The organism is Corynebacterium sp. MSK071 (assembly GCF_030232125.1).
Taxonomy (GTDB): Bacteria; Actinomycetota; Actinomycetes; order Mycobacteriales; family Mycobacteriaceae; genus Corynebacterium; species Corynebacterium kefirresidentii.
In genome coordinates this window covers 14,190-33,857 of the sequence record NZ_JASPJA010000011.1, presented here as the reverse complement: position 1 = coordinate 33,857, position 19,668 = coordinate 14,190, and the positions used below count along the sequence as shown (strand labels likewise).

Here is a 19,668-nt window from a genome sequence, read left to right as displayed (position 1 = left end):
CCCTATAGCTTTAGTCACATATATTCGCAACGGCTTGTGCAGTCTGTTTAGCAAAGGGGCTTACCCCAGTAATGGTGGCGGAGCCGGGGCCGGTCCAGGTGCCGTAGCCTACGAGGAAGAGACCGTCGACGGTGGGGGAGGTGCCCGCAAGGAGCCTGCGGATGGGCCGGAGAGCAGGCCGGAAGCCGGTACACCAGATGAGGTGGTCTGTGTTGACCTCATCGAGGGATGAAAACATTGGAGTGGCCTGCAAGAGCCCGGAATCCCGCGCCCGCAAGACAGGTGGGACCATCACGATATCGCCCAGGTTCGAATCCGCGCCGGGGTCTGGTTCGCCGCGCAGCATTGCGTTGAGGCGGGCGCGATTGCGCTGAAACAGGACTCGACCATCAACATCATCGGGCATCCACCGCGGGGAGCTGCGGGTGTACCAGGTTGTCTCTACGCCGGAGAGTAGGAGCTCGGCCGCGATTTGGGCACCGGAATTGGCCGCGCCCACGACCGCCACGGTAGATTCGGCAAAGTCCGCGGGGCCTGGATAGAAGGCGGAATGCCATTGCCTTCCGCCAAAGTTGCCGGGGTAGTAGGGAATAAAAGGTGCGGACCACGTTCCCGTTGCCGCTACGACCGTGCGCGAGGTGAGTTTCTCTTCCCCCGCATAAACGTGGAAGTACGCGCCGTCATGGGTCACCTCATCCACTGTGACTGGCCGACGAATGGGCAGTTCATAACGCTGCTCATAGCGTGCAAAATAATCAATAACATGGCTGGCCGGTGGAAAGCCCTCGTAGTGGGGCATGGGCCATCCTGGCAGGTTGGAAGAGGCCGCATTGCTAAAAAGCGTCAGGGAGGGCCAGGTATGGCGCCAGGCTGCGCCAGGACCGGATTCTGCATCCAGAAGGACAAAATCTAGGCCCTTCTTGCGCAGGTAATAACCCACCGCGAGGCCTGCCTGGCCGGCACCAATGACTATGCAGTCCAGCATCAAATGAGCTTTCTCTCTCGTGCCACGGTCACCGCGGCGGTGCGGGTTTCCACGCCCAACTTTTGGAAAATATCGATGAGGTGGGTCTTGACCGTGGCCTCGGAAATGAACAGCTGCTTGGCTAGCTCCTTATTAGAGGAACCGCTAGATAACGCCCGCAAGATTTCCAGCTCGCGGGTGGACAGTGATTCTTGCGGTCGGCCCACACGCTGGGCGAGGAGATCCACAACCTCCGGCGCTAGGGTGCGGCGGTGCGCGGCGGTATTGAGCACGGCTTCGTGCAACGCCTGCTCGGGGGAGTCCTTGAGCAGGTAGCCCATCGCGCCGGCTTCCACGGCGGCGAGGATATCGGCCTGCGTGTCATAGGTGGTCAAGATGAGCACGGGCGGGCCGCCGGCGTCTACTACGCGCTTGGTGGCTGCGATGCCATCCACGTCGGGCATCTGGATATCGCAGACTACAGCGTCTACCTGCGGGGCATCTGCAGTAAAAAGCTTATCCACATCCGCGCCGGTGGAGCCCTCCATTACTACCTCGACATCGGAGAAGGTATTGAGGATGGCGCGCAGGCCGGCGCGGACCACTGGGTGATCATCAATCAGCATGACATTAACCATTGCTTCGCTCCTTCAGCGGGATACGGGCGGCCAGGGCGGTGCCTTCGCCCGATTCTAGGTTCATAGTGCCGCCCACGCTCTCCACGCGGTCGCGCAGGCCGGTAAGCCCGAAGCCATGATCCTTATTATCCCTGCTAGGGGAGGCGGTTACGCCGCCTCCATTATCAACAACGTCCAGGGTGACAGCATCTTCGAAAAGTCCGAGCGTGACCACCGCGCGCGAGGCGTGGGCGTGTTTGATGACGTTATTGAGACCCTCCTGCGCGGCCCGCACAATGACCTTTTTGATTTGGGCAGGCACCTTGCCGCTGCCGGAGACCACCAGTTCAAAGGTGGTATCTTCGCCCAAGGCTTTCACGCGGCTGCGCATTTGGGATAGCAGGGAATTGAGCTGGGTTTCCAGCCGCTCATCGGGGCCGGCGAGCTCTCGGACAAAGCGGCGGGCCTCGGCGAGATTCTCGCTGGCGACTTCCTCGATAATTTCCAGCTGTTCTTCTTTGGTTGCTGGATCAGTGGTGCCGCGGGCCGCACGGGAGAGCAGCAGAATAGAACTAAGACCTTGTGCGACGGTGTCATGAATCTCGCGAGAGAGCCGCTCGCGCTCCTCCAGCCGGCCGGCTTGGTGCTCGCTTGCGGCTAGCTCGGCCTGGGTTTCGCGCAGCTGCCTAGCGATGTCCCTGTGGTGCGCCGCCTCCGCCTGCAGTCGCCGCTGGATGAAAAAGACCGTGGCCGCAAAGGCGGTACCGATAAGCGGTCCTACCGCCGCAGCGATGGACCAGCCCTCAGGATGTAGCCAGGCGGGGATGAAAGCGGCAGCCGCCCACAATATGGCGATGGATACCAACCCAGGAACGGTGGGCAAGGCGCGCAGAAAGACAAAAATAAGCGGGAATTCCAGCCACATGAAATCCTGCGCATGGACCATCAAGCCCAGCCAGAGGAGGCAAAGTCCACCCAGCCAAAGCCACGTGGGCAACCAGCGTTGTGCGGCATACACCACGGCGAGTGCGATGGCTAGGCCAATAACGCGGGCATCGAGCCGGCCGTCCACGTAGGCACGCGCTACGCCGAAGACCAGCAGAAACGCGAACATGGCGTGCAAACCATAGACCCATAATTTCTGTCCTTTAAACACAACCACCCAGGATATCCGCGCAAGGGTGGACAGTGAATCAACCACTTGGTTGACTAGAGGTTCAGCGAGCTGGCCGATTACTTCTGACCTGCATAAAGCGAATATAGAAGTATGTTCCTAGCAATCAGAGAAATCACCACAGCGCGCGGCCGCTTCGCGCTTATCGGCGGCACGGTTGCGCTCATCACCCTTTTGCTGGTGATGCTCTCCGGCCTAACGGAGGGCCTTTCCAAGCAAAATACTTCCGCTTTGGAGTCCCTGGAAAAGGAGTACCCGTATATTTCCTTCTCTACCGAGGACCCCTCCTTCAGCGAGTCCGCGATGCATGCCGGCGATATCGCCAGCGACGGTATTCCCCTCGGCGCGGCGCAGACCAAGCTGGAGGGTCACGGCGGCGTTGCCGTCCTCAGCTTGCCAGCCGGCACCCAGGTTCCGGGCACCGATAAGACCATCCCAGAGCAGGGCGTGCTCCTGCCAGATTCCATCGATGCGGCCGAAACCGTCACCCTAGGCGGCACCGATTTCTCGGTGGAGGGCACTGTTCCGGAGACCATGTACTCCCACTCTGCGGTGGTATGGGCTTCCACCGAGTCTTGGCAGCAGATTAGCCACGCCCCGAAGGGCGTGGTGAGCACCGCCGCACTGTATAAGCATGAGGTTCCCGGCTCCGTCAAGGTTTCTAAGTCCTTCACCGGTCTGGCGGGCTATCAGTCTGAACGCGGCTCGCTGCTTACCATGCAGGGCTTCTTGTACGGCATCTCCGCGCTAGTCACCGTCGCTTTCTTGACCGTATGGACCATTCAGCGCACCCGAGAGCTGTCCATTTTGCGCGCGCTGGGCGCCACCGTGCGCTACCTGCTGCGCGATGCCCTGGCACAAGCCGCCATCATCTTGGCTGCCGGCACCATCCTGGGCGCTGTCGTTGGGTGGGCGCTCGGCGCGCTCGCCTCCGGCACCGTTCCTTTCGATGTCTCTTTGCGCAGCATTGCCGTTCCTGCGGTTGGTATTTGGGTCCTCGGTATGGCCGGCGCCCTCGTCGCTACCCGCCGCGTAGCTAAAGCCAACCCACTCGATGCACTTGGAGGAAACGCTTAACATGTCCACCATTCTTGATATTCGCAATGCCACCGTGACCTACCAGGACGGCGAGACAACCACTACTGCGCTTGCCGACGCCTCCCTCAAGGCCGAATCCAATAGCCTGACCGCCATCGTGGGCGAGTCTGGCTCCGGCAAGTCCACTCTGTTATCCGTAGCCGCTGGGCTTATTACCCCGGATTCTGGTTTCGTACAGGTAGATGGCACCCGGTCCATCATCTTTCAGCAGGCCAACTTGCTGTCCTCGCTCAATGTGCGCGACCAACTATTGATTATGGATCACATCGCTGGCCGCAAGCTGCGCCCACAGCGTGCCGATGAGCTATTGGACTTTGTGGGCCTGGCAGGTATGGGAAACCGCCGCATGGGCCAGATGTCTGGCGGCCAGCGCCAGCGCGTCAATATCGCTCGTGCGCTCATGGAGCAGCCAGACCTGCTGCTGGCGGATGAGCCTACCTCTGCGCTCGATTCTCACCTTTCCCAGGAGATCATCCGCCTTTTGCGCGATGTCACCCAGGAGATGAAGACCGCTACCGTGCTGGTGACCCACGACCGCTCCCTGCTGACCTTCGCTGACCGCGTGGTCGAGGTCAAAGACGGCCACGTTTCTGAGCAGGAGAAGGTTTCCGCGCTCAGCTAGCGTCGCATCACTAGCAACCGTGCGATTGCTTGGGGCACCGCCGCGGCAATCTGGGAGGCAGAGCAAATCCCAAAGCCGTCTGGGGTATGGGCGGCAATAGCGGCAGCGTGTTGGTGTATGGCTGCGGCGTGCAAAATCTCCGCAATGATCCCCTTCGCATCTACCTCAGCAAAATTCAGCTGGGCTAGCGTGGCGCCGAGGATGCCAGAAAGCACGTCACCGGATCCGGCGGTAGCTGCATAGGAGTGCCCCGCGTTCATGCCATAAATTTCCTGCCCGGGAGCCGTGACCGTGGTGATCCGGCCTTTGTGCAGGATAAAGCAGTCGAGCGACGCGGCAAGCTCCTGTAGGCGTACGCCTAAGCCCTCCGAAAGATCGAGTGCGCGGCCAAGCGTAGCCGTATAGAGCCGCTCAAATTCCCCGGCATGCGGGGTAAGAACCGTGCAAGGATGATCGCGCACAAGTTCGCGCAGATCCTCATTTGTTGCGAGCACCGTGAGCGCATCCGCATCGATAACTGTAGGAAGCTTGCGTGCTAACACGCTTCGCAATTCCGCTTCCGCTTTCGGCCCGGTGCCTCGCCCTGGGCCTACTACCCAGGCTTGAGCATGGACCTTTTCTTCGGCGCTTGCATGGGGCACTACCTCCGGCAGGCTTGCGACCACAGAGTCATTTCCTACGACGCGGACCATGGAGGGGGTGGCCCGCACCGCGCCCGTGGCGGCGAGTATGCCCGCGCCGGGAAAGGTAGTGCTGCCAGCGCATACCGCGGTAACCCCACCGGTGTACTTGGTGCTTTTTGCCCCCGGCGTCGGATCCAGAATTGGCCCCGTGCAGCCCACCGGCTTTGGGGCGGTAACCAGGCCTTGGTCACCCGTGAGTACCGGCTCGGTTGGCCACTGATAGGGCAAGGGGATGGTGGGTTCATTGGCGATATGGCCCACCGGTTCTGCGGTGGCAGACAGCTCTTCTGCAAAAGAGCGCGGCGCGCCTGGCAAGAGGAGATCGCAGAGCACCACCGCGCCGCATTCTGGGGCACAGACGTGTCCGGCGCGGGCCCAGCCAAAGCTAATGGTCACGTCCGCTTCCACCGCATCGGTCGCAGCCACACCGGTATCGGCGTTAATTCCGGAGGGAATATCCACCGCTAATACTGGAACTCCACGCTTTTTGGCTTCGGCATAGGCGCTGAGCGGGGCACCGGAAAGGCCGCGGGTGGAGGAGAGGCCGGCGACGGCGTCGATAAGCAGATCGGCATCCTCCAGACTGTGCACAATGGCCCCGCCGGCCGCGGTAAACGCCTGCAGTGCGGGTTCGTGGGCGCTATCCGCCGCGAGGATGGCCTCGACTGAATAACCATCTTCCGCCAGGAAAGCGCCAGCGTAGAGGCCATCGCCGCCATTGCCGCCTGGGCCGACGAGGATACTCACTCGCCGCCCAGGGCCGAGCATGGCTGCGGCCGTGGCTGCTACGCCGCGCGCGGCCAAGCGCATGAGCTCATCGTCAACGTTTTGCTGGGCTAGAAGGGAATGCTCCGCCGCACGGACGGCAGCAACGCTATAGGCATATCGCATGCCCGCCAGAATAGGCCTTTAAGGAGCCGGCTGGCAGGTCGGACACCAGAATAGGTTGCGTCCCTCCATGACCTTTTCCGTCACTGGGGTGCCGCACACATAGCAGGGCAAACCGGCGCGGCGGTAGACGTATACCTCCCCGCCATGGTCGTCTTTACGCGGTTCGCGCCCCATGGCTTCGGGAGAATGCTCGGGCCGTACCGTATCGATGCGGCCGTGTTCCACCCCGTACTCCATCAGATCCACTAGGTCGGTCCACGTGGCGTCAAAGGTTTCACGGGAAACGTCGCGGCCAGGCAGGAAAGGGGAGAGGCCATGGCGAAAGAGGGTTTCTGCACGGTAGATATTGCCCACGCCGGCATAGAGATGCTGGTCCATCATGAGCGAGCCAATGCTGCGCCGCGATTTGTGCACCTTGGCCCATAAGGCCTCCACATCGGCGTCTGGGCGCAGCGGATCCTGGCCTACCTTGGCCAGTTGTGCGCGGTACTCCTCTTCTGTAAGCAAGCGGCAAAACTGTGGTCCGCGCAGGTTGGCGGCCTCGGTGCCATTATCAATGCGCACCCGAATCTGTCCGCCGGTCTCCTCGCGGGGCTCGAAGCGCAGCTTGCCGATGAGCCCTAAGTGAATATAGAGGATATGGCGCGGATCCGGAGCGGTGAGGTGTACAAAAAGATGCTTACCGTAGGTCTCGGCCAGCTCGATGCGCTCGCCATCGAGAATCTCTGCCTCCGCCGCGAAGCGCCCCTGCGGGCTGGTCACGCGCAGCGGCATGCCGCGATAATCCGCGTTGAATTTATTGGCTAGGCGGTGGATGACGTGACCTTCAGGCATAGAAGCCAGTCTAATCGGGAAGAATTTTCGGCCAAACCTGCCGCTAACCAGCCCACTTATTTGGGAGGTGACAATAGCGTAAACTCGAAATGCGGAATGATTTAACTCAGGGGAAGGCTTTCAAATCATGACGCACAAAATCGGCTTTGACCGCGAGAAATATATCGAGCTGCAGTCAAAGCACATTCACGCCCGCCGCGAGGAAATCGGCGGCAAACTCTATTTGGAGATGGGCGGCAAACTTTTTGACGATATGCATGCCTCCCGCGTGCTGCCGGGTTTCACCCCGGACAATAAAATCGCGATGCTGGAGCGCATCAAAGAGGACGTAGAAATCCTCATTTGCATCAATGCCAAGGACATCTCCCGCCAGAAGGTGCGCGCCGACCTAGGCATCCTCTACGAAGATGACCTGCTGCGCCTTGTAGATGTATTCCGCAGCCGCGGATTCTTGGTGGAAAACATCGTCATGACCCAGCTGGAGGAGGGAAACTCCCAAGCCGAGGCCTTCATCGAAAAGGCAGAGCGCCTTGGCCTCAAGGTGGCCCGACACCGCGTTATCCCTGGGTACCCCACCAATACGGACCTAATCGTGTCCGAAGAGGGTTTTGGCCGCAATGAGTTTGCGGAAACCTCCCGCGATCTTGTCGTTGTCACCGCGCCGGGCCCTGGCTCCGGCAAGCTGGCCACTGCGCTCTCGCAGGTTTACCACGAGCACCAGCGCGGCAATAATGCTGGCTACGCTAAGTTTGAAACTTTCCCTATCTGGAATCTCCCCCTTGAACACCCCGTGAACTTGGCCTATGAGGCCGCCACGGTGGACCTCAACGATTCCAATATTATTGACCACTTCCATCTGTCCGCCCACGGTGAATCCACCGTGAACTATAACCGTGATGTGGAAGCATTCCCGCTGCTGCGCACCTTGTTGGAAAAGCTCACCGGCACCACCCCGTATGAGTCTCCCACGGACATGGGCGTGAACATGGCTGGGTTCTGCATTACTGATGACGCCGTGTGCCGCGCCGCCGCCCAGCAAGAAATCATCCGCCGCTACTTTAAGGCTCAGGTGGAAGAGGCCCGCGCTGGCTTGGGTACCGAACAATCTGAGCGTGCCGCGGTCATCATGGCTAAGGCCGGCATCAAGGTAGAAGATCGCCCCGTGGTGGCGCCCGCGCGCCAACGTGCGGAAGAAACCGGCGAGCCTGCCTCTGCTATGCAGCTGCACGACGGCACCATGATCACCGGCCGTACCGCGCCTCTGCTGGGCTGCTCGGCCGCGATGCTGCTCAACGCCCTGAAGCACCTGGCCGGCATCGATGACGATATCCATCTGCTTTCGCCCGAATCCATCGAGCCGATTCAAACGCTTAAGACCAAGCACCTGGGTTCCAAGAATCCACGCCTGCATACCGACGAGGTGCTCATCGCCCTGTCCGTGTCTGCAGCTAAGGATGACAATGCCCGAAAGGCGCTGGAACAGATCAAGGAGCTTGCCGGGTGCGACGTTCACACCACCACCATCCTGGGTTCGGTGGATGAGGGAATCTTCCGCAATTTGGGCGTGCTCGTGACCTCTGATCCCGTCTTTGCCCGCAAGAAAGCGCTGTACCAGAAGCGCTAGGTTCTGCGTAGTAGAGGGTCGGCCCTTTCAGCCCGTGCTGGAGGGGCCGCAGTCTTATAAAGAACAACTACAAGATTGGGGATCTACCCAGCTGCGGGCCTAAGATTGGGGCGTGACTATTGGCAAAGTTCTCCTGTATTACTGCTTTACCCCCATCGAAGATCCCACCGCAATCATGCTGTGGCAGCGCACCCTGTGCGAGTCCCTGGGTCTCAAGGGCCGCATCCTCATCTCTGAGCACGGCATCAACGGCACCGTAGGTGGCGATATGGAAGCCTGCAAGCGCTACGTCCGCCAGACCAAGGAATACCCAGGCTTTAAGCGCATGCAGTTCAAGTGGTCCGAGGGCGGAGCGGATGACTTCCCGCGCCTTTCGGTCAAGGTGCGCGATGAAATCGTGGCCTTTGGCGCGCCGGGCGAGCTGAAGGTGGATGAAAACGGCGTCGTCGGTGGCGGCGTGCACCTCAAGCCAGAAGAGGTTAATAAACTAGTAGAAGAACGTGGCGAGGAAGTCGTCTTCTTTGATGGGCGCAACGCCATGGAGGCAGAGATTGGCAAGTTTAAAAATGCCGTCGTGCCCGATGTGAAAACCACGCATGACTTCATCGAAGAAATTGAGTCCGGCAAGTACGACTGGATGAAAGATAAGCCGGTGGTGTCCTATTGCACCGGCGGTATTCGCTGCGAGATCCTGTCTTCGTTGATGAAGAATCGTGGTTTCAAAGAGGTCTACCAGATCGATGGTGGCATCGTGCGCTATGGCGAAAAGTACGGCAATGATGGCCTGTGGGAAGGCTCAATGTACGTCTTTGATAAGCGCATGCACCATGAGTTTGGCCAAGGACTCCAGGACCCAGGCTTTATCCAGCTGGGCCATTGCGTGCACTGTGGCAAAGGCACGAATACCTTCCACAATTGCATCAATGAAGATACCTGCCGCCAGCAGGTGCTTATATGTGATGACTGCATCCAGCACGTAGAAACCCAACACTGCGGCCGGCCAGATTGCGCCGAGGTAGCAGCAAAATTCGTCGACCAAGATTCCAAGGCTTGATTAGAAATTGCTAGGTACTTTAAAACAGGCGCGAGATCGCTAGATGCAGCGCCCAGCAGATGCTTTGCTTCGTCTTTGCGTGGGCTGAGTGTTAACCAAAGTATTAATAAGATTTTACTGCCATTTTACTTGCTGCATAGTATTTTCAAGTATGTTGATTTTTATAGGTCCAGCTTTGGCCGTTGCGCTGCAAAGATCGTACGCATCGGTGGCAGGCGGGCCTAAGGTTTTCACATTTGACTTGAGGAGTTTAGTTTATGCCCAATTTTAAGATGAAGGGGGGCGCGTTGCCGCGGCTGCACTCGTTGCCCTAGGTGCGATTTCTGTTGCAGTTCCGTCCGCCGTTGCGGCTGAACAAACTGATGAGACGGTGAACGCGGTTAATGATGCTGTTGGAAAAGAATTGCCTCCCGAGGTTGCTAAGCAATTGGATGAGTGGGCAGCATCTCAGAATCTTGATCTCGATGCCGAATTTGAAGAGGAACCTGTAACTACATCTACCGAGACTCAAAAGGCTCTTGCTGATAAGCACATTGTAATGTTCAACCGAGCAGGGGTTGAACCCCCACCGGGTTATGTGTATGACCCTTCAAAGGGAAATCTGAATGACTATTGTACGAATTCTCCCGATCAGTTCCCCGCTCCTGGCGACAATGCTGATTTCTCTGGCGCATGCGCAAAGCACGACATGTGCTACGGAGCCCATCAGGATCCCGGTGAGCGTGTGGGCTGCAATATTCAACTAAATAAGGACATGGTTCATATTTGCAAGAGCGTTTATCCAAATGCTGCCGATCCGCGTAGGGGAGGCTGTCTTTCTACTGCAGGAACCTATTTTGCTTTTGTGACTGCAGTTCATCCTAGCCAGTGGAACCCTACGATTTCGGGATAAGAGAAGCAAAGGAGAGTAACTATGGCAAGTGGAAACCTCCGTCCGCTTTGGCCTGAATTGGTGGCGGCCGTCTTAGGGGTGGCTCTCGTTCTTATGGCCCCAGTCAGAATCGGTTGGATCGGCACTGTGGTCATTATTCTATCTGCGGTTTCCGCAATTACCACGTTAATTCTCTCGAAACAGTCCGCGAAAGTTCAGTTGACAGGAATGATCATCGGCATCATTGCCATTGCAGTCGGTCTGTTAATCGGTTTAAAAAATGATGGGCAAACTGCGATCTTCTCGCCGGCCCTTGTTTGGGTATTTGGTGCGGGACTAGTGATGTCGACCCTTTGTACCTTGATAGCTCGAAAGTTGAAAGTTAATTCAAAGCAAACAGCTTAGGATTTTGAGTCTTTTCTCCGGCGGCCTCGTCTACCTATCGAACATAGTAGGCGGGGCCGCTCTCGTGCTTACTGACTGGGTGGTTAGGTGTTTGTAGAGGACAGTCGACTTAGAGAGTCAGTACCCATGACTGGTTACGGTCAACATGCAGTGCAAACGCAGTTGGCAGCCCAGCTAGCCAAGCAGGAGAGCTAGTCGCGCGCCGTTTCCTTGTGGAAGGAGTCCCACCACCACTGTTGCCAGGTGGCGGTGTGCTGGTTGCAGGGCGGATAGATGATGCCGGTAGGTGTGTATAGTTCGGTCACCGGGCTGATTCCGTGCAGCGAGTTGAGGAACCACAGGGGGCATTCGGTGGCGAGCTCCGGGGTGAGCGGGCGTGTTTCGGTCCGTATGCCTAGGGCCGCGGCGCGCTGGGTGACCTGGTGCAGCGTGATGCTGGGCAGCGCCGTCCCGGTGGAGAGAATAAGCGTCTCCTCCTCCCAGGCGACGAGCGCGCCGGTGGTGGTCTCCACCATGGCACCGGAGGAATCCACAATGACGGTGTCATCGGCACCGTCGTCCTGGTATTCGGCGCGGTAGCGTGCCAGTGCCGGGAAATCGGGGCCCTTAACAAAAGGCTGCGAGCGCGGGTCGGGTGCCTGCGCATAGGTTAGCCGGGTGACTGGGCGTGCAGGGGGTGCGGGGCGAATATCGAGGCGCAGTTGTCCTGCAGCTAGCGAGATGCGGGGAAAAAGATCGCCGGGGGCGAAGCGCTGTAGCATCGCAGGCACGAACCCAGCGGGAAGCGGCCCCGCCACCGACTCGAAGCGCCGGAGGTGAAGGCGAAGGGCGCTTGAGTGGGCGTCGCCAAGCATCCGCCAAGAATCCGCAACGTCAAAGGGACCGGGATGGGGTTGGCTGGGAATAAAGCCGCCCTCGTGCCAGAGATAGGTACTCACTGCCATGCCCCTAATACGGACTGCGCCTTAAGGTTGCGCTCTTCTAGCTCGGCGGCCGGATCCGAATCCAAAACGATGGCCCCGCCGGACCCGATAGTGACCTCACCGCTCGCGCGTACGGCCGTGCGGATGACCACGCTGAGATCGGCTTGCCCATCGAAGCCCAAGTAGCCCACCACGCCGGAGTAGACCCCGCGCGGGCCGGTCTCGAGCTGATCGATGATTTCGCAGGTGCGCAGCTTTGGCGCGCCCGTCATCGAGCCGGGAGGAAAGGTGGCGCGGAGGGCATCGACCGCAGTGGCATTGGCGCGCAGCGCTCCGGTAATGGTGGACACCAATTGATGAACCGTGGCATAGCTTTCTACCTGCATCAACTTCGGTACGCGCACGCTGCCGGGCTCGCATACCCGGGAAAGGTCATTGCGCAGCAGGTCGACGATCATGAGGTTTTCGGCGCGCGTCTTCGGGTCCGTGGTCAGCAACGTCGGATCCTGGTCGGCGGAGATAGTGCCCTTAATCGGCTTGGCTTCCACCTCACGGCCGCGCACGGTGAGGAAGCGCTCAGGCGAGGTGCTGCAGACTTCCACGCCATCGAAGACGAGGTGCGCGGCATAGGGAGCGGGATTGTGTGAGCGCAGTTGGGAATAAAGCTCCCCCTCGGCCCCGGCCGAGTAGGTATCGGTCAGGCAGACTTCGTAGCTCTCCCCGGCGTGCAGGAACTCCTGAGCGCGCTTAATCCGCTCCAGGTAGCCGGGGCTGCGCCAGGCGCCTGCGCTTAGCGACGCCCCGCTGCCCTCCCCAGTCTCCTGTGGTTCATCCGCACTCAAGGCGGCTTCTAATCGGTCCAGCAGTTGCTCGGCGCCGTCGCCAGCCAGGCAGCACAGATGCGCTGTTTCTTCCCGGTGGTCATAGACCATAAAAGACTGCGGCCGCACAAAATAAGCATCTGGGTAAGGGGAGCGGTGGCTTGACTCAATGGGCAGGGTGAGCTGGGCGCACTCATAGCCTAGGTAGCCGATGAGCCCGCCGGTGAAAGGAAGTTCTGGGGCGTTGGCGACGCGGGTAGCGAGCTCGCGGTCCAAGAGGGCAAGGATATCGGGGGCGTCACCAAGCCGATAGCGGAAAGAACGACTCAACGTGCCGGCAGTATCTCCGAGGATGGAGTAGCGCCCGCGCGGATCCGCGGAGTCGAGGAAGAAGGCATCTTTTCCTTCGGCGCGCAGGGTAGCAAAGACCCGCGGGCAGTCCACCGCGCCGGGCACCTCGCGGTGGATCAGGCGGAACCCACCCAGGAAGTTGCGCATAATATCCCGGCCGTGCTGGGTAAGCACCGACTCCGGGTGGAATTGCACGCCCCAGTGAGGCAAACCATCGACCTTGAGCGCTTGAATGACGCCATCCTCGCTACGGGCATGAACGGTGATACCGGGGACCTCGTCAATCTGCAAGGAGTGGTAGCGCACTACCTCGAAATTTTGCGGGATTCCGGCAAAGATGCCCTCGCCCGAGTGGCTAATAGTGGAGACAAAACCGTGGCGCGGTTGTGGCGCACGAGAAACCTGAGCGCCGGCCAACAGGCCCAGCCCTTGGTGGCCGAGGCATACGCCCAGCACCGGAATCTCGGCCGCTGCTGCGGCGGTGATGATGGCTCGGGCAGCACCGAAGTCCTCCTCCCGCTCAGGCGTGCCCGGACCAGGAGAAATCACCACATGAGAAAATTCGCCGGCACGGACGCGCTCGGCCAGACCTTCCGCCTCGCCGGCAGCAATAACGAGTGGGTGACGGCCGTCTACCTCTGCAATGAGGTGAGCCAGGTTGAAGGTATAAGAATCGTAATTATCAAGCAGGAGGATCATCGGGAGGGGGGGAAGTTTTCTAGGCGGCAGCCGAGTCCATGAGAAATAGCTGGATATCGGTAATGGTCCAGAGCATGAAATTGCAGGCCATCACCCAGAAAATGGCCATCCAACTCCGCCAGCGCAGATAGCGGTGTAGCTTGCGCACCATGATGATGGCGCAGCCAATCATGCCGAAGAAGGGAATGATCGGGGTGGTCAGGCTAAAGAAGGTGCGCTGCCCATCGGTGCAGAGCCACGTAGCGGTGCCATCTTCGCATAAAGGACCGCCCAAAAGCCTAGCGGCGAGCGCGACCGCGAAGCCATAGAGCGCGGAGATGACAAGGACTGCGAGCATGTACCAGACGGCTTGCCGGGTAGAGCGGCGGTTAGCAGCGGCAATCTCTAAAGGATCCGGCTCATCGGCCAGCTCATCGAAACTCTGCGGTTCTGGGCGGCGCAGATTGGCATAGTCAGCATCGGATGTCAGATCGTTTTCGGGATGCTCTGGTCGCTGGCTCATACCCCAATCCTAACCGCAGGCTGGGTGGACCAAGATGGGCACCCGAATATGCGGCAGCAGCTCCGTGGCAGTAGAACCCAAGAAAACGCGGGCGATGGGGCCTTGCGGGGTGGAGGCCATAAGCATGAGATCGCCCTTTTTCCACTTGAGCGAATCCACTGCGCCGCCCCAGCCGGCACCGGAACCAATTTCAGAGGTGACATCCAGCTCTGGGAATTTCTCCTGGATGCAATCGCGGGCGCGATCCAGCATGGCAAGGGAATCCTCGAGCCACTCCGCCGCCAGCTCGAGCGCCATATCGTGCTTATCCTTCGACGGGGTACTGAGCAAGCCCTTTGCCGAGAAAGCCAGCAGGCGCAGCGGCAGGTTCCAGCGATTGGCAAGCTCGGCTGCGGCGAGCATCTCATGATCTTCGCGCGGGCTGCGTTCAGTAATGGCAAAGTTAAAGCGGGTGACGCCGTGCTTGGATAGCTTTACCTTGCGAGGCACCAAGCCCAATGGTTGAGGAGAATAATGCAGCAAGGTATCGGCCGTAGAGCCGGCGAAGAAACGCCCCTTGGGCGCGGCCTGGTTGGGCCCCAAAATGATGAGGTCTGCCTCGAACTTCTTGGCCATTTCCGTCAGCAGCTGGGGGCGCGAAGGGCCGTCGACCAATAGGGAGGGTTTCTCATCCCAGCAGCTACGCGGCACGCCGGCCTCATCGAGGGCGGCACGGGTAGCGGCGGCACAAGCCTCCTTTTGTTCTTTAAACCATTTTTTATATTTTCCGCCTAGTTTGCTGAGGGAAGTAGTAGTCCACGGCTGGAATACGGTAGAGATGACGCGTACCTGGATATCAGCGGTACGGGAAAGCCACGCGGCACACTCGAGTGCCTCGGTGCCGGAGGAAGCGGGGCTCCAAGAAATAAGGATGCGAAGTGGCTTTTCGGCCGAGCCTTTGCTCAAGGCTGGGAGATGCCCATCGGAAATATCAGTTGCCATACGATATGAACTAGTGAACGATTACGGTTATTTCGCTTCCCTCAATTATCACGTTAAGCCGGAGAAAAATGAAATCACCGCGGGCAAAACTAGCGCTGTTCGCCGTTCATTGTGGGGCGATAGACATCTGCAAGCTTGGAGATGACAGTGGCTACTTCATTCGCGGTATCCAAATCTTCAGGCTCTAGCCACCGCATGATTTCTGCCAAGGCCGAGGCGCGCTGCTGTGAAACGATGGCGAGTTCAGATTCGCCCAATTGCGTCAGCGCTACCAGGACACCGCGGCGGTCTTCCTCATCGCGGTGGCGTTCTACGTAGCCGTGGCGCTCTAGCTGATAGAGCGCGTTAGAGGCGGTGGGCATGCGGATAAGCTCTGCCTGCGCGATGGTGGATACGCGTGATGGACCCCGCATACGCAGCTGGTTCATGATGGATACCTGGGAGGTGGTCAAAGAAGAGCCCTCTGCCGTGCGCTGGAAAATAAGGATGAGCTTATTGAGCGCCGGTTGGATGGAACGCGCGACCTCGACGGCATCCTCGTATGTAGACGGGGATTGAGCGGGGCCCTTCTCCTCATGTTGCTGCGTCATAGAAAACGATTGTATAGCTCGTTTTCTCTGCGCGGTAGTTTGGAAGTTAAAAAGTTAGCTTCCGGCAATAAAATCTTCCAGCTCGGCGCGTGCCACGTCATCGGCCTTTTGCACCGGCGGGGACTTCATCAGGTAGGACGAGGCAGGCAGTACTGGGCCGGCAACCCCGCGGTCGAGGGCAATCTTGGCGGCGCGCACAGCATCAATGATGATGCCGGCAGAGTTAGGTGAGTCCCAGACCTCCAGCTTGTACTCCAAGTTCAGCGGGACTTCGCCGAAGGCAGATCCTTCCAAACGGACATAGGCCCATTTGCGGTCATCGAGCCATTCCACATAATCCGAAGGGCCGATGTGAACATTGCGGTCCTCGCGCTTGCCGGCGATAGGCGAGTTGTGCAGGTTAGAGGTGACGGCCTGCGTTTTGGAAATCTTCTTTGATTCGAGGCGCTCGCGTTCGAGCATATTCTTAAAGTCCATATTGCCGCCCACATTGAGCTGCATGGTGCGCTCCAAGCGCACGCCGCGGTCCTCGAAGAGTTTTGCCATGACGCGGTGCGTAATGGTGGCACCTACCTGGGATTTAATATCATCGCCCACAATGGGCAGCCCGGCGTCTTCAAACTTCTTCGCCCATTCTGGATCAGAGGCAATAAAGACCGGCAGGGCATTGACGAAGGCGCAACCGGCATCGATGGCCGCTTGCGCGTAGAACTTATCCGCATCTTCGGAGCCCACCGGCAGGTAGGAAACTACGACGTCGGCGCCGGATTCGCGAAGGACAGCGGGGACGTCGGCAAGCGGGGCTTCTGATTCCGCAATGGACTCTTGGTAGTAACGGCCCAAGCCATCCAGGGTAGGCCCGCGCTGCACGGTAACGCCCAGGTTCGGGACGTCGGTAATAGAAATGGTGCAATTGCGGGAGCTGCGCGTGGCCTCCGCAAGGTCCTTGCCCACTTTGTCCGCATCCACGTCGAAAGCGGCAACAAATTCCACGTCGCCGACGTGATACGGGCCAAACTGGGTGTGCATCAAACCGGGAATATCTGCATCGGCAGCGGCGTTGCGATAAAACTCCACGCCTTCAATGAGGGACGTGGCGCAATTGCCGACGCCCACGATGGCGACCTTTACCTTCTCGGACAAGGTTTACTCCTTTTATATCCATGAATTGTGGTTGTCAGTGACTACGCAAGACTAAGCCGAAAATTATGCCCTGCGGTGGCATAACACCATGTGGATCGATCAAGAAGAGGTAATTAGGATGATCCGGGTGAATTCCGTTGCCTATAAGCATGTGCTCTCCCACGAGTGGGAACGCGCCCACCATCTGCGCGAATTTCGCGCTGGGCAGCTCACACGGGAAGAGGTATGCGATGCCGATTTTCTGCTGCGCGCCGCAGCTGAGCACCACGGGCGCACCATGGATAAAGAATGCCCAGTGTGCGGCGAGCCTTTGCGGCTTACCCGCTGGGTCTATGGAGAGAACCTCGGCCGGCGTGCTGGGAGCGCCCGTAGTGATAAAGAAATAGCGGAATTTGTAGCCGAGGGCTTGGAGTTTACGGTGCACGAGGTGGAGGTATGTCGCCAGTGCCGGTGGAACCACTTGTTGCGTTCTGCTACTGCTTTTAACGCGTGTTAGTTTCCGGCGCACCGCCTTAGGCAGTAAGCTGCAATTATTTAGTTTGTGATCAGGGATGAATGAGGACACGAATCAGTGACCGAGAAGGAATCTACCGGCAAGTCCACTAAGGTGGCTCGCCCCAGCAAAAAGCAGGCGAAGAAGAAACGCCGCATCTGGCCGTGGGTCGTTTTGGCGTTCCTACTGGTCTTTGTGGCATTGCCCGCAGGACTTTTTGCCTATGCGTACTCGCAATACACCGTTCCGGAGCCCAAGGACCTGGCCAATAACCAAGTCTCCACCATTTACGCGGGCGATAACCAGACCCAGCTCGCCCGTTTGGTGCCGCCGGAAGGCAACCGTACCCACGTAAACCTGGATGAGATCCCGGACTATGTGCAGGACTCCGTGCTTGCCGCGGAGGACCGCGATTTCTGGGATAACTCCGGCTTCTCCTTCACCGGCCTCGGCCGCGCCGTGGTGGGTAAGGTAACCGGCAACGCTGATGCTGGTGGCGGTTCCACCATTACCCAGCAGTATGTGAAGAACACGCTGGTGGGTAATGAGTACTCCTATGTGCGCAAGATTCGCGAGCTTATCTACTCGGTGAAAATGACCAATGAGTGGGAAAAGAAGGATATTCTCAACGCCTACCTCAACACCGTGTACTTCGGACGCAATGCCTACGGCATTCAGGCCGCATCCAACGCCTACTTTAATAAGGACGCCAAGGACCTCACCCCGGAGGAAGGCGCCATGCTCGCCGGCCTCATCCAGTCCCCGTCCGGACTCGACCCCCGCGTGAACCAAGAGGGCTCCGAGGACCGCTGGAACTACGTCCTAGATGGCCTCGTGGGCATGGGTGACCTCACCCAAGAACAGCGCGATGGGATGACTTTCCCGGAGACCCGCGACCCAACCGAGTACTCGGCTTATACTGAGGCCCCGGGCGCCAACGGTCACATCAAAGATCAGGTCATCCGTGAGCTGGAAGAGGTAGGCATCACCGAAAACGAGGTGTCCACCGGTGGTCTGCGCATTACCACCACCATTGATATGAACGTGCAGAACAACACCATCCAGGCAGTCGATGAGCAGATGGCTCCCCTGCAGGAAGATGCACGTGCGGCTTCCGTCACCATCGACCCAAAGACCGGTGCGGTCCGCGGGTACTTCGGTGGCCACGATTCCAATGGTTGGGATTACGCCAACTCCCCGCTGCAGACCGGTTCGACTTTCAAGATCATGGCCCTAGCAGCTGCCCTGCAGCAGGGAATTAGCCTGGATACTAATTACTCTTCTGCTCCTTATCAGCTGCCGGGATCCGATGTGGTTACCAACGTGGGCGGTGGCTGCGGCGTATGCAACCTGCGCGAGGCTACCAAGCAGTCCCTGAATACCTCCTTCCTGCGCCTGCAGGCGGACCTGAAGAACGGTACGCAGGACACCGCGGATATGGCGCATGCCCTGGGTGTGGCTAAGTCCCTGCCGGGCATTGAGAAGACGCTGACGGAAAAGGGCAAGCAGCCATTCGAGGGCATCGTCCTGGGTCAGTACCAGTCCCGCCCGCTCGATATGGCTACCGCGATGTCCACCCTGGCTAACCAGGGTGTGTGGCATAATCCCCACTTTGTGCAGCGCGTAGAAAACGCCGCCGGCGAAGTGCTGTACGAGCACCCTGAAGATGAAGGCGAGCGCCGCGTATCGTCCAATGTGGCCAATAACGTCCTCGAGGCCATGGAGCCGGTAGCCGCGTGGTCCAATGGCGCCCTTGCGGGCGGCCGCGCTTCTGCCTCTAAGACCGGTACGACCCAGATGGGCGATACCGGAAATAACAAGGATGCCTGGATGGTTGGTGCCACCCCGCAGCTGGCCACTGCCGTGTGGGTAGGTACCGCAGATAACACCTCCGCCATTTTCGATCAGTACGGTGGCATCATGTACGGCGCGGGCGCGCCGACCAAGATTTGGAAGGCCGTGCTGGATAACTCCCTGGCCAACTCCGAATTCCAAAACTTCCCGGCCGCCTATCCACTGGGATTCGGCAATATGGGCGCCGGAACGGCCGCCCCGGCCTATGACCCGAGCTGGGATAGCGGCGCTGGCGATACGCAAAACTACGAGGCTCCAGAGCAGCAGGCTGCGCCGGAAGAAGAGACCAAGCCGGTCCAGCCACAAGAGAAGCCGGAGAGCCCGAAGCCAGCGCCAAGTCCACAGCGTGGCAACCGTGGCAACAATGGCAACAATGGCAACAACAACCAAGCACCGGCCCAGCAAGAGGCTCCGTCCTTAGATGACCTCATTGGTCCGAATAGCGACCTGGCAGACCTTCTAGGGTAGGCGGCA

General features: G+C 59.1%; 19 protein-coding genes. 8 read left to right on the top strand and 11 right to left on the bottom strand.

Going from position 1 to position 19,668, the window contains the following annotated elements:
- Window positions 1-10: 10 nt before the first annotated feature.
- The 3 genes from QP990_RS09640 to QP990_RS09630 are packed head-to-tail and all read right to left on the bottom strand — an operon-like array spanning window position 11 to window position 2,695.
- Window positions 11-985 carry an NAD(P)-binding domain-containing protein gene (locus QP990_RS09640; RefSeq protein ID WP_023020154.1) on the bottom strand — a complete coding sequence of 325 codons (975 nt, stop codon included), beginning with the start codon at window positions 983-985 and terminating at the stop codon, window positions 11-13.
- The gene (locus tag QP990_RS09635) at window positions 985-1,602 is read right to left on the bottom strand and encodes a response regulator transcription factor (RefSeq protein ID WP_284799082.1); all 618 of its coding nucleotides are present in this window, start codon (window positions 1,600-1,602) and stop codon (window positions 985-987) included. Before QP990_RS09635 ends, QP990_RS09640 begins: the two co-directional genes overlap by 1 nt.
- Window positions 1,595-2,695: a sensor histidine kinase gene (locus QP990_RS09630; protein WP_232212564.1), complete on the bottom strand. Its 1,101-nt coding sequence runs from the start codon at window positions 2,693-2,695 to the stop codon at window positions 1,595-1,597. Before QP990_RS09630 ends, QP990_RS09635 begins: the two co-directional genes overlap by 8 nt.
- 153 nt (window positions 2,696-2,848) lie before the next feature.
- Here QP990_RS09630 and QP990_RS09625 point away from each other — a divergent pair, with 153 nt between their 5' ends.
- Window positions 2,849-3,832, top strand: coding sequence for an ABC transporter permease (locus QP990_RS09625; RefSeq protein WP_023020151.1), 984 nt, complete (start codon window positions 2,849-2,851; stop codon window positions 3,830-3,832).
- Window position 3,833: 1 nt separating this feature from the next.
- Window positions 3,834-4,475, top strand: a complete 642-nt coding sequence (locus QP990_RS09620) for an ABC transporter ATP-binding protein (protein WP_023020150.1) — start codon at window positions 3,834-3,836, stop codon at window positions 4,473-4,475.
- On the opposite strand, the gene QP990_RS09615 is transcribed toward QP990_RS09620, so the two are convergent.
- Both QP990_RS09615 and QP990_RS09610 read right to left on the bottom strand, forming a co-directional pair.
- Window positions 4,472-6,049, bottom strand: coding sequence for a bifunctional ADP-dependent NAD(P)H-hydrate dehydratase/NAD(P)H-hydrate epimerase (locus QP990_RS09615; RefSeq protein ID WP_023020149.1), 1,578 nt, complete (start codon window positions 6,047-6,049; stop codon window positions 4,472-4,474). The two genes, QP990_RS09620 and QP990_RS09615, sit on opposite strands and share 4 nt — an antisense overlap.
- An 18-nt stretch (window positions 6,050-6,067) precedes the next feature.
- Window positions 6,068-6,883, bottom strand: a complete 816-nt coding sequence (locus QP990_RS09610; protein WP_023020148.1) for an Fpg/Nei family DNA glycosylase — start codon at window positions 6,881-6,883, stop codon at window positions 6,068-6,070.
- Window positions 6,884-7,010: 127 nt separating this feature from the next.
- On the opposite strand from QP990_RS09610, the gene QP990_RS09605 reads away from it, so the two are divergent.
- The 4 genes from QP990_RS09605 (at window position 7,011) to QP990_RS09590 (ending at window position 10,837) form a co-directional block, all read left to right on the top strand.
- A complete protein-coding gene (locus tag QP990_RS09605; protein ID WP_023020147.1) occupies window positions 7,011-8,507 on the top strand; it encodes a DUF1846 domain-containing protein in 1,497 nt (498 codons plus the stop codon).
- Between the two features lie 112 nt (window positions 8,508-8,619).
- Window positions 8,620-9,561 (top strand): rhodanese-related sulfurtransferase, encoded by a 942-nt coding sequence (locus QP990_RS09600; RefSeq protein WP_023020146.1) that lies wholly within the window; start codon window positions 8,620-8,622, stop codon window positions 9,559-9,561.
- Between the two features lie 370 nt (window positions 9,562-9,931).
- Complete coding sequence (locus QP990_RS09595; protein ID WP_152687310.1) at window positions 9,932-10,453, top strand: hypothetical protein; 522 nt, start codon at window positions 9,932-9,934, stop codon at window positions 10,451-10,453.
- Window positions 10,454-10,474: 21 nt separating this feature from the next.
- Window positions 10,475-10,837 carry a hypothetical protein gene (locus tag QP990_RS09590; protein WP_023020145.1) on the top strand — a complete coding sequence of 121 codons (363 nt, stop codon included), beginning with the start codon at window positions 10,475-10,477 and terminating at the stop codon, window positions 10,835-10,837.
- Between the two features lie 191 nt (window positions 10,838-11,028).
- Here QP990_RS09590 and QP990_RS09585 read toward each other — a convergent pair whose 3' ends face one another.
- The 6 genes from QP990_RS09585 to QP990_RS09560 form a co-directional block, all read right to left on the bottom strand.
- Window positions 11,029-11,781: an aminotransferase class IV gene (locus QP990_RS09585; protein WP_023020144.1), complete on the bottom strand. Its 753-nt coding sequence runs from the start codon at window positions 11,779-11,781 to the stop codon at window positions 11,029-11,031.
- Window positions 11,772-13,631: a chorismate-binding protein gene (locus QP990_RS09580; RefSeq protein ID WP_023020143.1), complete on the bottom strand. Its 1,860-nt coding sequence runs from the start codon at window positions 13,629-13,631 to the stop codon at window positions 11,772-11,774. Before QP990_RS09580 ends, QP990_RS09585 begins: the two co-directional genes overlap by 10 nt.
- A 19-nt stretch (window positions 13,632-13,650) precedes the next feature.
- Window positions 13,651-14,133, bottom strand: a complete 483-nt coding sequence (locus QP990_RS09575; RefSeq protein WP_023020142.1) for a hypothetical protein — start codon at window positions 14,131-14,133, stop codon at window positions 13,651-13,653.
- A 9-nt stretch (window positions 14,134-14,142) separates the two neighbouring features.
- The gene (locus QP990_RS09570) at window positions 14,143-15,114 is read right to left on the bottom strand and encodes a universal stress protein (RefSeq protein WP_023020141.1); all 972 of its coding nucleotides are present in this window, start codon (window positions 15,112-15,114) and stop codon (window positions 14,143-14,145) included.
- Between the two features lie 89 nt (window positions 15,115-15,203).
- Window positions 15,204-15,704: a MarR family winged helix-turn-helix transcriptional regulator gene (locus tag QP990_RS09565; RefSeq protein WP_023020140.1), complete on the bottom strand. Its 501-nt coding sequence runs from the start codon at window positions 15,702-15,704 to the stop codon at window positions 15,204-15,206.
- Between the two features lie 54 nt (window positions 15,705-15,758).
- Window positions 15,759-16,847, bottom strand: coding sequence for an inositol-3-phosphate synthase (locus tag QP990_RS09560; protein WP_023020139.1), 1,089 nt, complete (start codon window positions 16,845-16,847; stop codon window positions 15,759-15,761).
- A 118-nt stretch (window positions 16,848-16,965) separates the two neighbouring features.
- Here QP990_RS09560 and QP990_RS09555 point away from each other — a divergent pair, with 118 nt between their 5' ends.
- Both QP990_RS09555 and QP990_RS09550 read left to right on the top strand, forming a co-directional pair.
- Window positions 16,966-17,343 (top strand): DUF5318 family protein, encoded by a 378-nt coding sequence (locus QP990_RS09555; protein ID WP_034655603.1) that lies wholly within the window; start codon window positions 16,966-16,968, stop codon window positions 17,341-17,343.
- A 75-nt stretch (window positions 17,344-17,418) separates the two neighbouring features.
- Window positions 17,419-19,662, top strand: a complete 2,244-nt coding sequence (locus QP990_RS09550; protein WP_023020137.1) for a transglycosylase domain-containing protein — start codon at window positions 17,419-17,421, stop codon at window positions 19,660-19,662.
- Window positions 19,663-19,668: the final 6 nt, after the last annotated feature.